Genomic DNA, 14,020 nt, shown 5'->3' with positions numbered 1-14,020 from the left:
GCACCGGCGGCGCGCCTGATCGACTGCCCGCCGCCGGTCAGGAGAACTCGCTGCGTTCCGCACCACCTTGTCCAGGGATTCTTCTTAAGGCGAGGTAAGGATGCCGCGGTGGGGGTTGTGGGCCACCTGTGAACTGAGGATTGTTTGCGGCAGATCATTCACAGGAGGCCCCTTATGGCAACGAGCGCTATATGACTGCCATTACCGATTCGGTGAGCACCGGCCCGAGCGCAGAAGAACTGGCTGCTTTCGAGCAGGAAAGGCCGGCGCGGAGGCTGAGCCCGGCGCTGGACCGCGCCCTCTCGGTGTGCTGCGCATTGATCAGTGTCGGCGTTCTGGTGCAGGTATTCTTTCCGATTCCCGCGGGGACGCAGTTCTATCTGATGCTGTTTCTTGCCGCGGTGTTGCCGGGGGCGCTGTTGTGTTACCGCGGTTGGCGGGTGCCGGCGTTCCTGAACCCGTTCCGCGCAGATCGACGCAGCGACGACCCGCCGGTGGCGGACTGGGTCCTGGCGGCGGTTGCACTGATGGTCTCGCTGTACCCGTTGCTGGACTTCGACGCGTTTCTCGAGCGTCGGCAGGCTCCTACACAGCTCGATCTGCTCGCGGGGTCGCTGCTGCTGGTGCTGGCGTTGGAGGCGTGTCGGCGTACGACGGGCTGGGTTCTGCCGGTGGTGAGCCTCTTGTTCATCGCCTACGCCTATTACGGCGGCTATTTGCCGTACACGTGGGCCTTGGCGCACCAAGGATTCGACTTCTCGGCGATCGTGGCGCAGTTGTTCATGGGTACGGCGGGCTTTTACGGGACGCCGTTGTCTGTGGCGGCAAGTTACATCGTCCTGTTCACGATCTACGGCGCCGTACTGGACGCTTCGGGTGCGGGGAAGTTCTTCATCGACGTATCGTTCGCGGCGTTCAAACGCAGCCGTACGGCGCCTGGGCGGACCGTCACGCTGGCGGGTTTCTTGCTGGGCACGGTGTCGGGTTCCGGTACGGCGACGGCGGTGTCGCTGGGCACGGTCGCCTGGCCGATCCTGCGCCGCGCGGGATATCCGTCCGAGCCGGCGGGCGGCATGCTGGCAGCGGCCGGTATCGGGGCGATCCTGTCGCCGCCCACGCTCGGCGCGGCGGCGTTCATCATCGCCGAGTATCTCCAGGTCAGCTATCTCGTGGTGCTCGGCTACGCGACGGTCCCGACAGTCTTGTACTACCTCGGCATCTTGCTGGCGATCGAGATGGACGCCCGGCGCCACGGCACGGAAGCGGCCGAGCCGTCGACCCGGTCGGCGCGCCGACTGCTGCTGCGGTTCGGATACCACTTCGTGTCGCTGTTCCTCATCATCGGCTTCATGGCGATGGACATTCCGCCGTTCAAGGCCGTCGTCTACGCGACGTTGCTGCAGATCGGGCTGTCGTTCCTGGACCGTGAGCACCGGTTGACGCCACGCCGGCTCGGTATGGCGCTCGCGCAGGGCACTCGCTCGGTGCTCCCCGTCGTGGCGACCTGTGCCGTCGCCGGCATCATCGTCGCCGTTGTCACCCAGACCGGTCTCGGACTGAACCTGGCCGAGATCATCGTGTCCGCGGCATCCGCGATCTCCGAGAACCACACCGTGGTACTGATCATGACCGTCACGCTGTCGGCGTTCGCGGTCATGGTGCTCGGGTTGGCGGTGCCCGTCACCGCATCGTTCATCATCGCCGCCGTGGTGATCGCGCCCGCCCTGTTCCAGCTCGGCGTGGCCCCGGCCGAGGCGTACATGTTCATCTTCTACTACGCCGTCCTGTCGGAGGTCTCGCCGCCCACCGCTCTCGCTGCTGTCGCGACGGCGGCGATCACCGGCGGGCGGGCGATCCCGACGATGTGGCAGGCGTGGAAGTACACGCTGCCTGCGTTCCTGGTGCCCTTCGCGTTCGTGCTGACGCCGAACGGGGCCAACCTGCTCGGTCTCGAGGGTCTGGGAGGTGCGGCCTGGACGCTGGTGGTCTCGGCGCTCGCCGTCGCCGCGCTGGCGGTGGTCACCGGTGGATGGATCGTCGTCCGGACCGGCTGGCTGGAGCGTGTCCTCTGTGTCCCTGCCGCATTGCTGTTGCTCTATCTCGCACCCATCACGATCGGCGTCGGCCTGGGGCTGCTCGGGGTCGCCGTCGTCATCAACCTCGCACGGCGTCAACGCCTGCGGAACACCACGGAAGGGCCCTTACCCTCATGAGACTCCGTTCTTTGTCCACTCTGGTGGTCGCACTCGCGTTGACGGTCTCGATGGCCGCCTGCGGCGGGCAACGCAAGCCCGAGAAGGGTGACGGCGCGGCAGGCGGTCGCCTTACCATCGCGACCGGCAACACCACCGGCGTGTACTACCAGCTCGGCGGTGCCCTAGCCTCCTTGATCTCGGACAACCTCGAGGGGTATCGCGCCACCGCCAGCGAGACCGGCGCGTCCGTGCAGAACATCCAGGGACTGACCGCCGGGAACTACGACATCGCCTTCTCCCTGGCCGACACCGCCGCCGACGCGGTCGCGGGCAAGGACAGCTTCACCGCGCCGCAGGACGTCGTCGCGCTGACCCGGCTGTACTCGAACTACACCCAGGTCGTCGTACGGGCGGCGTCCGGCATCACGAAGATGGCCGATCTGAAGGGCAAGCGGGTCTCCACCGGTTCGCCGAACTCCGGCACCGAGGTGATCGCGCGGCGCCTGCTCACCGCCGCCGGCGTCGACCCGGTGAAGGACGTGACGGCGCAGCGGCTCGGCCTGCCCGAGTCGGTGGACGCGATGAAGAGCGGACAGATCGACGCGTTGGTCTGGTCCGGCGGCCTGCCCACCAGCGGCATCACCGACCTGACGACGTCGATGGGCAACAAGGTGCGCTTCCTCCCTCTCGACGACGTGCTGCCCGTCCTGCAGAAGGAGCACGGAAAGGTGTACGCCGCGGGCGTGATCCCTGCCGCGGCGTACAAGCAGCCGACCGACACCGCGACGATCATCGTGCCGAACCTGCTGCTGGTCCGTAAGGACATGCCCGACGACCTGGCCGAGAAGCTCACCAGCCTGCTCCTCAAGAACAAAGAAGCCCTTGTGAAAGTCAATCCCGCGGCCAAGGGGATCGACCTCAAGAACGCTGCAATGACCGACCCCGTGCCGCTGCACGCGGCCGCGAAGAAGGCCATCGACGCACTCGACTGAGCGTCCGCCGTCGTTTGACGAGCCCTTAGAACCAACCGCCCAAGGCTCTTTTGCGCCGGAACAAGTGAGGTCCCTATGTCAACCGCGATCTGCACGCGTGGTGCCCCGGGTTCGCCCTATTCGGTCGACTCGTGGACGACTGACGATGTCAGACCACCGGAACGTGTCGAATACTGGATGAGCGTGATCAGCGCGGCCACCCGGTACCGGGTGGATCCGACGTGTTCGCCGGGGACCTTCCGGGGCCGGCTGCTGCGCATCGGCACGGTCGCCTACACGCTCGGCCGGGTGTCGGCCGACTGTGCGCAGGGACATCGAACCGCCGCCATGGCGTCGGAGGATCCGCACGACCTCCGCACGCTCATGGTGACGATCCGCGGTCAGTTGCTGGTCAGCCAAGATGGTCGGGAGTTTCGGGTCGGCCCGGGTGGGGCGTTCTTGGCGTCGTCGACTTCGCCGTTCGCGGCGAAGCTCGACCACGCCGACATCGCGCTGCTGACGATTCCCGGGGCGGAGGTGGACACCCGCCTGCGCCCCGGGGCGCGCCGCTCGGCATCCCGGATTCTCGACACCAACCGCGGCTTGGGCCGGGTTCTTGTCGGCATGCTGGGTGGACTGTTCGCTCAGCGGGCCCACCTGTCGGCAGCCGAATTCGACGCGGTCTGCGATCGGCTGGTCGATCTGCTGTGCATGCTCGCCATCGGTGACGACCGACCGGACACCGAGGGCGGCCTGAGCGAGGTCCAGGCGATGGTCAGACGCTACGTGCGAGAGCACGCCCCCGATCCGGGGCTGACCGGCGCAACGGTGGCACGTGCCCTGGGCTGGTCGCTGCGGCAGGTTCAGCTGGCCATGCAGCAGGCAGGTACGACGCCCCGGGAACTGATCCGGGAAGAACGACTCGCGCTGGTGCACGAACGCCTGCGCAGCCCCGTCCGCATCGTCATCGGCGACCTCGCCCACACCTGCGGCTTCTCCTCCAACAGCGCACTGAGCGCCGCATTCCGCCAGCGCTACGGCATGAGCCCACGCGAATTCAGAGCACAGTATTTGCTGGGCACCTGCGAAACGACCGTAGGGATGTCAGCGTGACGTACGGCGGATGGCGACCACTTTGGGCTCGGTGAGGGACTCGATGGCGCTGGTGATGCCTTCACGGCCGACGCCGGAGGACTTGAAGCCGCCGAAGGGCATCGCGTCGATCCGGTAGTCGGAGCTCGAGTTGATGAGGACGGCACCGACCCGAAGGCATTCGGCGATCTGCAGGGCTCGGTCGAGATCGTGCGTGAAGACGCCGGCCTGGAGACCGGTGTCGACAGCGTTGGCCGCCGCGATCGCGGTGGTCAGGTCGTCCCAGGGTTCCAGTACGACGACGGGCCCGAAGATCTCGTCGCGCCAGAGATCGCAGTCGTGCGGTACGCCGGTCAGAACCGCCGGATGCACGTAGGACCGTTGCCGCTGGCCACCACAGTGCAGAACCGCCCCTGCGGCGACAGCTCCCGCGATGCGCTCGGCGACCACGGTGGCGGCCTCTGAGCTGATCATTGGCCCAAGATCGGTCAACGGATCGGTTTTGGCGCCGACGCGGAGTGCGGAGGCCAGCGTGACGACCCGCTCGACGATCTCGTCGTACAGCGGCCGGGCAATCAGGGCTCGCTGCACCGACAGGCAGTTCTGGCCGGCCACACCAAAGGCGCCGTCAACGATCGCCGCGGACACCTCGGCAGGATCGGCGTCCGCGCAGGCGATCAACGCGTTGTTGCCGCCGAGCTCCATCAACAACTTCCGCGCCCGCCCCTGCCCCGCGATCTGGTCAGCAGTACGCCGTCCACCGGTGAACGAGATCACGTCAACCCGATCGTCGTCGACCAGTGCGCGTGCCGCCTCCAGCCCGGTCAGCAGCGCCAGGTGCGAACCCGGCACACCCGCCTCCAGCAAGATCTCCACCAACGCGTACGCCGACAGCGGCGTCAACTCCGACGGCTTCAGTACGACGGCGTTCCCGGCGAGCAACGCGGGCCCGAGCTTGTGCGCCACAAGATTGAGCGGATCGTTGTACGGCGTGATCGCACCGACGATCCCGACCGGTTCTCGCGTGGACCAACCGATCCACCCAGCGCCCCGCTCAGTGTTCTCGAACGGGACAGTCCGGCCCTCGAGCGCAGCAGCAGCCTCTCCCGACAACCGCAACGTCTCCGCGGCCCGCCGCACCTCAGCCGATGCCTCGCGCAGCGTCTTCGACGACTCGGCCGCAATCAAGGCCGCCAGTGAAGCAGCACGCGCATCGACCAGACGAGCGGCAGTTGTCATCGCCTCGCGTCGCGCCCACAGCGGCCAATCGGCTCGCGGGTACTCACGCGCCAGATAGCTGATCGCCCGATCGACCTCGGCAGCACCGGACTCGGAAACCGTGCCCACGACCTCTCCCGACCCCGGATCAAGAACCTCCAGAGCACGCGAGCCCCACGTCCAACGACCCTCCAGAAAGGCGTCGCCGGCCGGCTCGAAGAACTCCTCGTGGAACTCGCACGCGACCGCCGACGTCATGCCAGCGCCTCGCGGGTCTCGTCGGCCCGCAGACACCGCACCTCGTGTCCAGTGTCGACCACACTCAGCGAGGGCGCTTCCAGACGACACCGATCCGTCGCCAACGGACAACGCGTGTTGAAGCGGCAGCCGGCCGGCGGATGGACCGGTGACGGCGGCTCGCCCTGCGCGACGACGCGCTCCTCCCCCTTCGCATGCGTCGCCGCAGCAAGGAGCGCAAGCGTGTACGGATGGCGCGCGTCGGTGAACAACTGCTCCCGGTCGGCCGTCTCCACAATCTGCCCGAGATACATGACAGCCACCCGATCGCTGGTCAGCCGCACCACCCGGAGATCGTGCGAGATCAGCACCATCGTCAGATCACGCTCCCGGCGCAACTGACCGATCAGGTTCAGCACCGTCGCCTGCACCGAAGCATCTAGCGCCGACGTCGGCTCGTCGCACACCAACAACTCCGGCTCGAGCAACAAGGCTCGCGCGATCACCACCCGCTGCAACTGCCCGCCGGAACAGTCGGCCGGATACCGATCGAGGTACTCCGCATCCAGGCCGACCTCCCGCAACGCCCGCACGACCCGCGTCTCCCGCTCCGCATGATCACCGATCCGATGCTGCGCCAGTACGGCGGTCAGACTCTGGCGGACCGTCATCCGCGGATCCATCACCGCGTGCGGGTCCTGGAAGACGATCTGCGCCTTCCGCCGGAACGCCTTGTCATCCTTGCGTTTCAGCGACGTCACCCGGACACCCGCGACATCGACCCGGCCGGTGTCCGGCTCCTGCAGACCGAGGATGATCCGGGCGAGGGTGCTCTTGCCCGAACCGGACTCGCCGACGATGCCCAGCGACGTACCGTTGTCGACGCTCAGGGTGATGTCGTCGACGGAGTGCACGAACTCGCGCTTGCCGAAGCCCCGCCGTCGCAGCGGGAAGTGTTTGACGACGCTCTCCAGTTCGACCAGGGCGTTCATGCGCCCTCCCTCTCGTCGGTGGTTCCCCAGCAACGGCACGCGTGCTCGGTCGGAGTTCCGCCGATCGACAGCAGGACCGGTTCGTTCGCGTCGCACACCTTTTCCAGGCGCGCTTGCTCGGTCAGGCCGCAGCGGGGCCGGAAGCGGCAGCCGTGGTCGAGTTCGCGGGCGCTGTCGCTGCCGCCGGGAATCACGTACAGCTGGCCGCTGGCGTCGGGTCGCAGCGTCGCGCACTCGATCAGTGCCTTGGTGTACGGATGTTCCGGGTTCGTGAGGATCTCGTCGGCGGTCCCGATCTCGACCACGCGGCCGGCGTACATGACGGCGATCCGGTCGGCGATCGAAGCGACGACGGTCAGGTCGTGCGAGATGAACAGGACACTCATCCCGAGCTCGCGTTTCTTCTGTTCGATGAGCTGCAGGATCTGGGCCTCGACCGTGACATCGAGCGCGGTGGTCGGCTCATCGGCGATCAGGAGGGACGGTGACGCGGCCAGCGCGACGGCGATCATGACCCGCTGCGCGAGCCCACCGGAGAGTTGGTGCGGGTAGGCCTGGGCGCGGCGTTCGGGCTCGTCGATCCCGACGTCGGCGAGCAACTCCAGGACACGCCGACGCGCATCGCGGCGGCTCAGGTGCAGGTGCCGGCCCAGGGGCTCGGCGACCTGGCTGCCGACCGTCGCGGTCGGGTCGAGCATCCGGCGCGGCTGCTGGAACAGCATCCCGATCCGGCCGCCGTGCAGCCTGTCGACCTCGCGGCCGCGCAACGACATCAGATCTGTGCCTTCCAGACGCATCGCGGTCGCCGACATCGATAGCGTCGACGGCAGCATCTGCATGACGGACAGTGCGGTCAGGCTCTTGCCGGATCCGGACTCGCCGACGACTGCCAGCACCTCACCTGGGGCGACCCGCAGGCTGACGTCGTCGAGCAGCGGCCGGGCCGCCGTACGCGTACCGACGGTCAAGCCGTCGATCTCGAGCAGGGGTTCCATGGTTGCCTCGGTTCCTCGCCGGGCGGGGCGGCCGCCCGGCGTCGTTCAGCGATTGAACACGCGGGCGTCCCCACCGTGGCTGTGGCCGTTCCCGTGACTGTGGCCGTTCCCGTGACTGTGGCCGTTCCCGTGACTGTGGCCGCCGGACATGTCCTCGTCAGCGATGTCGAAGTGGTGGTCGATGGCGTCGGTCAGGGCTCGGCGGTCGCCGGTCTTCATCTGGTGCAGCATCACCTGGTGCTGCTCGATCAGGCCGGACCGCTCGGCGTAGGTGTCGATCACGAGGTTCAGCCCGAGCCGCATCTGGCCGAGCAGCGCCTGGTACATCTGCAGGAGCCGTGGACTGTCCGCCGCGGCGACCAGCGCCTCGTGGAACTGCAGATCGGCCGCTGCCACAGCTCGGACGTCGCCCTCATCGAGGGCGAGCTCCATTTCCCCCAGCACCTGTTCCAGGGTCGCGAGCGTGGCGGCCGGGATCCCGCGTTCGGCCAGCCGCAGCATCGCGGCACGTTCCAGCGCCGAGCGAGCGAAGTACAGATCCTGGACGTCGTCCGCGGACAGCACCGGGACGAAGATGCCGCGGTGCGGGCTGCTGACCAGGAGTCCTTCCTGCACCAGGCGCTGCATGCCTTCCCGCACCGGCCCGCGGCTGGTCGAGAAGCGGGTGGCGAGCTCGACCTCGTTCATCTGGCTGCCCGGTGGGATCCGCCCGGTGATGATCGCTTCCCGCAGTTCGGAGACGATCACCGCCGCCAGCGTCGGCTTGGGCACTCGGGTCGGCCGTTTGCGGCCCTCTGAGCTGTTTGCCATGGTGTCCTCTCTCCGGTGCGCGGCCGATCGCGGCGTACTCACGACCGGCTCCCTCGACGCGCGTTGATCCCCTGACCGATCATCGTCACGCTCAGTGCGGTGACGAAGATGGCCAGCCCTGGGTAGACGACCAGATGCGGTGCCTGGCTGAGGAACGGCTGCGCCGCGGCGAGCATCGAACCCCAGTCCGCCGCCGGCGGCTGGACCCCCAACCCAAGGTACGACAGCGCGCCGACGGTGATCAGCTTGTGACCGAAGCGCAGCGCGGCGTGGGCCAGCAGCGGGTTCAGCGAGTTCGGCAGCAGGTGCCGCAGCACGATGAACCGCCGCGAGCATCCCAGCGCCCGGGCCGCCTCGATGAACCCGCGGGCGTCGACCTCCATCGCGACACCGCGGGCGAGCTTGGCGAACGGCGTCCAGCCGCCGACGGCCAGTGCCAGGATCAACGTCGTCTTGCTCGCCCCCAGGATCGACACCACGAACATCGCGACGATCATCTCAGGGAAGGCCAGCAGTACGTCGCAGACGCGCATCACGAGTTCGTCGAAGGCACCGCGGACGCGGGCGCAGAGAATGCCGATCAGCGTGCCGAGAACGGCGCAGATGATCACCGTGATCCCGGCGATCGTGACCGAGAACCGTCCGCCGTACATCAGCCGGGTGAGCAGGTCGCGGCCGAGTTGATCGGTGCCGAGCCAGTGCGCCGCGCTGCTGCCGTCCAGTCGCTGCGTGAGGTCCTGATGCGCCGGGTCCGACGGGGCGATCCATGGCGTCAGCAACAGCACGGCCACGACGAGACCGAGGATCGTGGCCCCGACCGTCAGCGTCCACGGCTGCCGGAAGATGTTCCGTGCGGAACGCTGTTTGCGCGCCGTCCCGGTCTGGGCGCCGTCCACGACGCTCATCGTCTTGGGGCCGTCAAGAACCGACATGGCTCCCCCTCACGGTCGGGTTGATCACGGTGTAGAGCACGTCGGTCACGGTCGCCAGTACGACGGTGATCGTCACGATGGTCACCATCGAGGCCTGGATCAGCGGGATGTCCCCGTTGTGTACGGCGTTGTAGACCAGCCGCCCCATCCCCGGGATCCCGAAGATCACCTCCACCACGACCGAGCCGCCCAGCAGACCGCCGAGCCACACCGAGAACAGTGTCAGCACCGGGATCAGCGCGTTCCGGATCCCGTGCCGCACGATCGTCCGGTAGCGCCCGAGGCCGCGAGCGCGGGCACCGACGATGTACGGCGACTCCAGCACCTCGACCATCGATGCGCGCGTGATCTGCGTGAAGTAGCTGATCGGCCGCAGCGCCAGCGTCACGCACGGCAGCACCATCCAGGCCGGCCCGGCCCAGCCCGCCGAGGGCAACGAACCCAGCTTGACCGCGAATACAAGGATCAGCAGCGGTGCCAGCCAGTACTCCGGGACGGCGACGAAGCCCTGTGTCACGGTCGTGATCGCCGTGTCGATCGGGCCGCCGCGCCGCATCGCAGCGATGATCCCCGACGGCAGCGAGATCGCGACGGCCAGTCCGAGCGCACCGGTGGCGAGCACCAGGGTGACCATCGCTGCCGCACCGATCTGTGGCATCACCGCGGCCTGGCTGGTGTAGGAGTACCCGAAGTCCCCGCGCAGCACCGAGCCGAGCCAATCGGCGTACTGCACGAGCACCGGGCGGTTCAGGCCGAACTGCGCTCGCAGCGACTCCAGCTGCGCGGGATCGATCTCCATCGAGTTCACCCGCCCGCGGAGGATCTTGCGTGCGGGATCTCCCGGTGTCAGGTAGGGAATCAGGAACACCAGCAACGACACCGCGAGCAGCGCGGCGACCAGCACCGCCAACCGCCTGGCCAGGAATCGCATCACGAGCCTCCGAGCTACTTCACGAGATCCAGGAAGCGGAAGTAGGCACCCACCGGCGGCAGGAACCACGGCGGCCCGACATGCCCCGGGACCGCTCGGAACGTCAGATCTCCCCACGGGTTGGCGCGCGAGTCGCCGCCGATCACCTGTGCCGCGACCTTGCCCATGTGCGTCGCCATCTGGACGCCGTGACCGCTGTAGCCGACCGAGTAGAACACTCCGTCCTTGCGGCCGGCGTGCACCATCTGGTCGAGGGTCATGTCCACCAGACCGCCCCAGCAGTAGTCGATCCCGACGCCCTTCAACCGCGGGAAGACCTTCGTGACCGCCCGCCGCAGGACGTCACCCGACCGCAGGTCCGAGCCGGGGTTGGACATCGCGAACCGCGCGCGGCCGCCGAAGAGCAGCCGGTTGTCCGGGGTGATCCGGAAGTAGTAGACGAGGTTCTTACTGTCCGACGCGACGCGGCGCTTCGGCAACAACTCGTCGACGACCGCGCGATCCAGCGGCTCGGTGACCACGATGAAGCTGCCGATCGGCACCACCCGGCGGCGCAGCCACGGCAGCAGCCGGCCGGAGTACCCGCTGGTTCCGACGACCACGTCGTCCGCGAGCAGCGAGCCCTGCGAGGTGACGACCCGGTGGCGTCGCTCGCCGATCCGTTCCAGCTGGACGACCTCACAGTCCTCGTGCAGCGAGGCGCCGTACTGCGACGCCGCCATCGCGAGACCGCTGCACAGCTTGCCGACGTGCACGCCGGCGGCGATCGGGTCGATCATCGCCCCGTGGTAGAAGTCGCTGCCGATCTCGTCACGGATCTCGCTGCGTGGGACGAGCGTCATCTCGTGGCCCGCGTGTCGGGACAGCAACTCGGCCGAGCGCTGGAACTCCTCGTAGTGCGTGGGTTTGCAGGCCAGATTCAGCTTGCCGACCCGCTCGAAGTCGCAGTCGATACCCTCGCTGTCGACGACCTCTTCGATCGTGTCGATCGCCTCGTTGTACAGCTTGAACATCCGGGTCGCAGTGTCGAGCCCGTAGCGTTCGACGCCCTTGGTGAAATCGATCGCCAGGCCGGTCGTCGCCATCCCGCCGTTGCGCCCCGAGGCGCCCCAGCCGAGAGTGTGCGCCTCGAGGACCGCGACGGAGGCTCCCTGCTTGGCCAGGTGCAGCGCCGTGGACAGGCCGGTCAGGCCGCCGCCAACGATCGCCACGTCCACGGACGCCGGTAGCTCCTGGTGCCGGAAGTCCCCCGCCGGTTTGGCCGTGTCGAGCCAGTACGAGGTGAGCTTCATGGCGTCACAGCCCCAGCAGACCCGGTACGCCGGTCAGGTCGCTCGTCTCCGCGTATTCGTAGTACGGCGTCGACGGGTCGTACCCGCGGTTCACGTAGACCTTGTGCTTGATCCCGAGCTCGTGCGCCGGAATCACGTCGTACCAGATGTGTGACGACACGTGCAGGATCTCGGTCCGGTCGACGGCGAGCTGGTCGAGCATGTACTCGAAGGCGCGATACCGCGGCTTGTAGGCGCCGGCCTGCTCGGCGGTGAAGACCCGGTGGAAATCGACACCGAGCTTCGCGACGTTGCCGGCCAGGATGCTGTCGACCGCATTGGACAGGATCACCAACGGGTAGTGCGAAGCGAGCTTCTCCAGCGGCTCCGGTACGTCGGCGTGCGGGCCCCAGGTGCCGAGCGAGGCGATGATCGCGTCGACGTCGGACGGCTTGAACTGGATCCGCCAGCGGTTGCAGGTCCGCTGCCAGGAATCACGCAGTACCAGCGGGTAGAGCTTGAACTCCCCGAGCACCTCGTCGATCCGGTACGCGCGGAAGTCCTTGAGGAACCGGTCCGTGTGCTCCGGCGGGATCACGCCGTCGATCAACGGCCGCACGGTGTCGTTCATCTGGAAGTTGGTCAGCGTGCCGTAGCAGTCGAAGGTGATGTACTTCGGCTTGAACCCGAGGAGTTCCATGGGCGTGCCCCTTCTGGGAGATCAGTCGGTCAGGGAGAGCTGGGGAGTCAGCGCGTACCGTCCCAGCGGGTCGTCGACGAAGTTCTGTACGCCGGAACGCCGGGCCGCGATGGTCTTGTCCGAGACCATGAACACCGTGACGGCCTTCTCCTGCAGCTGTTTGGCGAGCTCGGCATAGATCGCGTACCGGGCGGCGGGATCCTTCTCGCCGTTCGCCTGCGCGAGTCGCGCGTCGAAGGCCGGATCGCAGTAGTGGCTGATGTTGAACGAGCCCTTGCAGGTGTAGTCCGCGTCCAGGAACCCGATCGGGTCGGCGATATCGGTCAGGTGGTTCCGGGACAGCAGCGCCATGTCGTAGTTGCCGCCGAGCAGCGACGGTTCCAGGCCGGCGTAGTCGGACATCGAGACCTTGACCGTGATACCGATCTGCTTCAGCTGGTCCTGGACCACGGCGGCCAGATCGCCGAACTCGGGGCGTTCGGTGTAGGCCCGCAGCGTGAGCGTCAGTTTGCCCGGACCGTATCCGGCCTTCTGCAGCAGGGCCTTCGCCACCTCGACGTCGTGCTTGGCTGGTTCGACACCCTTCGGCGCCCAGGGCTCGCTCGCCGCGAAAGGTCCGAAGGCCGGCGTGACGGTTCCCGAGTAGATCGTCTTGGCGACCGCGTCGAGATCGATCGTCATCTGGATCGCTTTGCGGACATCAGGATTCGTGAACGGCGCCTTGCTGTCGTTCAGGTACAGGCCCGTGGTCCGCGGGGTGTTCGCCTCCGAGACCGTCAGAGACTTGTCGCCCTGGAGCTCCTGGACGCTCGCGGCCGGGATGCCTAGGCCGACCTGCGACTCCCCCGTGCGAACCTGCGTCGCCCGCGCGTTCCCGTCCGGGAGGAACTTGGCCTCCGCCTTGGCCAGCGTCGCCTTCGTTCCCCAGTACGCGTCGTTGCGTTCCAGCGACATCGACTGCTGAGGCTTCTGGGCCGTGATCGTGAACGGGCCGGTGCAGTGCTTCACCGGGTCGATCCCGCGTCCGGCGTACGCCGCCTTCGCCAGGATGCCCGTGTTGACGCTGGCCAACCGGTACGGCACCAGCGCACTGGGCTTCGGAGTCGTGATCCGCACGGTCGACGCATCGAGCGCCGTGACACCGCTGATCACCGACGGCTTGAACGCGCGCGGTGGCGCCGTCGCTTTGAGGAGTTTGTTCAGCGCGAGCGTCACGCTGTTCGCGTCGAACGGCGTACCGTCCTGGAACTTCACGCCCTGGCGGAGCGTGAAGTCCCACGTGGTCGGGCTGGACTGGGTCCATTTGGTCGCGAGCAGCGGCTGCAGCTCGCCGGCCTGGAAGTCGTACTTGAGCAGAGTCTCCAGGCACCCGGCCTGCGCGAGAACGAACGCGTCGTCGGTCTCGAGCGCGTAACCGGCCTTGGGCGTGAACTGGAGGGCGATGGTCAGGCTGCGGTCCGCAGCACCGGCGGCGTTGCCGGAACTGGTGAAGCTGCCGCAGGCCGTGACCGAGAGGAGTGCGGCGAGCGAGAGCGCGGCGCCGTGCAGGGGACGAATCGATCGCATGCGTCACCACCTGGTGGGAGGGGAGCCGTCGGAACGGGCTCCGGTGCGATACAGGGACGGTAGGAGGGGCCGTTCCAGATTGTCAACAACTCGGCACAAGCGACTGCACT

At 67.5% G+C, this 14,020-nt stretch carries 12 protein-coding genes; 3 read left to right on the top strand and 9 right to left on the bottom strand.

Annotation, left to right across the window (positions count from 1 at the left end; genetic code table 11):
• The first annotated feature begins 191 nt into the window (after positions 1 to 191).
• The 3 genes from ACWGID_RS19560 to ACWGID_RS19550 all read left to right on the top strand — a co-directional run bounded on the left by ACWGID_RS19560 (position 192) and on the right by ACWGID_RS19550 (position 4,279).
• Positions 192 to 2,213: a TRAP transporter permease gene (locus ACWGID_RS19560; RefSeq protein ID WP_452198397.1), complete on the top strand. Its 2,022-nt coding sequence runs from the start codon at positions 192 to 194 to the stop codon at positions 2,211 to 2,213.
• A gap of 11 nt (positions 2,214 to 2,224) precedes the next feature.
• Positions 2,225 to 3,187, top strand: a complete 963-nt coding sequence (locus ACWGID_RS19555) for a TAXI family TRAP transporter solute-binding subunit (protein ID WP_452198395.1) — start codon at positions 2,225 to 2,227, stop codon at positions 3,185 to 3,187.
• Positions 3,188 to 3,262: 75 nt separating this feature from the next.
• Positions 3,263 to 4,279, top strand: coding sequence for a helix-turn-helix domain-containing protein (locus ACWGID_RS19550; RefSeq protein ID WP_452198393.1), 1,017 nt, complete (start codon positions 3,263 to 3,265; stop codon positions 4,277 to 4,279).
• Here ACWGID_RS19550 and ACWGID_RS19545 read toward each other — a convergent pair.
• The 9 genes from ACWGID_RS19545 to ACWGID_RS19505 are packed head-to-tail and all read right to left on the bottom strand — an operon-like array spanning position 4,271 to position 13,910.
• Positions 4,271 to 5,734 (bottom strand): aldehyde dehydrogenase family protein, encoded by a 1,464-nt coding sequence (locus ACWGID_RS19545; RefSeq protein ID WP_452198391.1) that lies wholly within the window; start codon positions 5,732 to 5,734, stop codon positions 4,271 to 4,273. The two genes, ACWGID_RS19550 and ACWGID_RS19545, sit on opposite strands and share 9 nt — an antisense overlap.
• Positions 5,731 to 6,705, bottom strand: coding sequence for an oligopeptide/dipeptide ABC transporter ATP-binding protein (locus ACWGID_RS19540; protein ID WP_452198390.1), 975 nt, complete (start codon positions 6,703 to 6,705; stop codon positions 5,731 to 5,733). Before ACWGID_RS19540 ends, ACWGID_RS19545 begins: the two co-directional genes overlap by 4 nt.
• A complete protein-coding gene (locus ACWGID_RS19535; protein WP_452198389.1) occupies positions 6,702 to 7,700 on the bottom strand; it encodes an ABC transporter ATP-binding protein in 999 nt (332 codons plus the stop codon). The genes ACWGID_RS19540 and ACWGID_RS19535 overlap by 4 nt, the downstream gene beginning before the upstream one ends.
• 45 nt (positions 7,701 to 7,745) lie before the next feature.
• Positions 7,746 to 8,510, bottom strand: coding sequence for an FCD domain-containing protein (locus tag ACWGID_RS19530; protein ID WP_452198388.1), 765 nt, complete (start codon positions 8,508 to 8,510; stop codon positions 7,746 to 7,748).
• Positions 8,511 to 8,548: 38 nt separating this feature from the next.
• Positions 8,549 to 9,442, bottom strand: a complete 894-nt coding sequence (locus ACWGID_RS19525) for an ABC transporter permease (RefSeq protein WP_452198386.1) — start codon at positions 9,440 to 9,442, stop codon at positions 8,549 to 8,551.
• Positions 9,429 to 10,373: an ABC transporter permease gene (locus ACWGID_RS19520; protein ID WP_452198384.1), complete on the bottom strand. Its 945-nt coding sequence runs from the start codon at positions 10,371 to 10,373 to the stop codon at positions 9,429 to 9,431. Before ACWGID_RS19520 ends, ACWGID_RS19525 begins: the two co-directional genes overlap by 14 nt.
• A gap of 14 nt (positions 10,374 to 10,387) precedes the next feature.
• Complete coding sequence (locus ACWGID_RS19515; RefSeq protein ID WP_452198382.1) at positions 10,388 to 11,665, bottom strand: NAD(P)/FAD-dependent oxidoreductase; 1,278 nt, start codon at positions 11,663 to 11,665, stop codon at positions 10,388 to 10,390.
• Positions 11,666 to 11,669: 4 nt separating this feature from the next.
• Positions 11,670 to 12,344 carry a haloacid dehalogenase type II gene (locus ACWGID_RS19510; RefSeq protein ID WP_452198380.1) on the bottom strand — a complete coding sequence of 225 codons (675 nt, stop codon included), beginning with the start codon at positions 12,342 to 12,344 and terminating at the stop codon, positions 11,670 to 11,672.
• A gap of 21 nt (positions 12,345 to 12,365) precedes the next feature.
• The gene (locus ACWGID_RS19505; RefSeq protein WP_452198379.1) at positions 12,366 to 13,910 is read right to left on the bottom strand and encodes an ABC transporter substrate-binding protein; all 1,545 of its coding nucleotides are present in this window, start codon (positions 13,908 to 13,910) and stop codon (positions 12,366 to 12,368) included.
• Between the last annotated feature and the right edge of the window lie 110 nt (positions 13,911 to 14,020).

This window comes from Kribbella sp. NPDC054772 (assembly GCF_053611945.1).
The sequence above is the reverse complement of the archived record's forward strand: the minus strand, read 5'-3'. Positions and strand labels throughout refer to the sequence as shown.

What these genes read in the sequence shown, in the direction of transcription:
- ACWGID_RS19560 (WP_452198397.1), top strand. Translation starts at nt 192, where the DNA reads ATGACTGCCATTACCGATTCGGTGAGCACCGGCCCGAGCGCAGAAGAA.
- ACWGID_RS19550 (WP_452198393.1), top strand. Translation starts at nt 3,263, where the DNA reads ATGTCAACCGCGATCTGCACGCGTGGTGCCCCGGGTTCGCCCTATTCG.
- ACWGID_RS19545 (WP_452198391.1), bottom strand. Translation starts at nt 5,734, where the DNA reads ATGACGTCGGCGGTCGCGTGCGAGTTCCACGAGGAGTTCTTCGAGCCG.
- ACWGID_RS19540 (WP_452198390.1), bottom strand. Translation starts at nt 6,705, where the DNA reads ATGAACGCCCTGGTCGAACTGGAGAGCGTCGTCAAACACTTCCCGCTG.
- ACWGID_RS19535 (WP_452198389.1), bottom strand. Translation starts at nt 7,700, where the DNA reads ATGGAACCCCTGCTCGAGATCGACGGCTTGACCGTCGGTACGCGTACG.
- ACWGID_RS19530 (WP_452198388.1), bottom strand. Translation starts at nt 8,510, where the DNA reads ATGGCAAACAGCTCAGAGGGCCGCAAACGGCCGACCCGAGTGCCCAAG.
- ACWGID_RS19525 (WP_452198386.1), bottom strand. Translation starts at nt 9,442, where the DNA reads ATGTCGGTTCTTGACGGCCCCAAGACGATGAGCGTCGTGGACGGCGCC.
- ACWGID_RS19520 (WP_452198384.1), bottom strand. Translation starts at nt 10,373, where the DNA reads ATGCGATTCCTGGCCAGGCGGTTGGCGGTGCTGGTCGCCGCGCTGCTC.
- ACWGID_RS19515 (WP_452198382.1), bottom strand. Translation starts at nt 11,665, where the DNA reads ATGAAGCTCACCTCGTACTGGCTCGACACGGCCAAACCGGCGGGGGAC.
- ACWGID_RS19510 (WP_452198380.1), bottom strand. Translation starts at nt 12,344, where the DNA reads ATGGAACTCCTCGGGTTCAAGCCGAAGTACATCACCTTCGACTGCTAC.
- ACWGID_RS19505 (WP_452198379.1), bottom strand. Translation starts at nt 13,910, where the DNA reads ATGCGATCGATTCGTCCCCTGCACGGCGCCGCGCTCTCGCTCGCCGCA.